Genomic DNA, 233 nt, shown 5'->3' on the forward strand with positions numbered 1-233 from the left:
GTGAGCCGGATCTGTTCGAGCGTGATGTTGCGAGCTGCGGCGAGTGAGGCCAGGGTAACGACGTAGCAGCCCGCGAGCCCTTTGAGAATGTACTCAGCCGGGCTCACGGCAGTGTCTGTGCCTAGCAGCGAGATGGGCTCGTCACTGTGCAGAGTGTACTTTCCGCGTCGTGAGTCGTCCGGTACGCCTGCCTGCAGCAGCGGACCTGTTTCGGTCTTCGCTGTCAGACCCCC

General features: G+C 62.7%; 1 protein-coding gene. It reads right to left on the minus strand.

All coding sequences use genetic code 11. From position 1 onward, the window contains the following. The coding region (locus tag SB679_RS26440) for an OsmC family protein (RefSeq protein ID WP_410705413.1) at positions 1-233 on the minus strand (233 nt) is incomplete at both ends.

Origin of the sequence: Chryseobacterium sp. SIMBA_029 (genome assembly GCF_046535275.1) — a bacterium.
GTDB lineage: Bacteria > Bacteroidota > Bacteroidia > Flavobacteriales > Weeksellaceae > Chryseobacterium.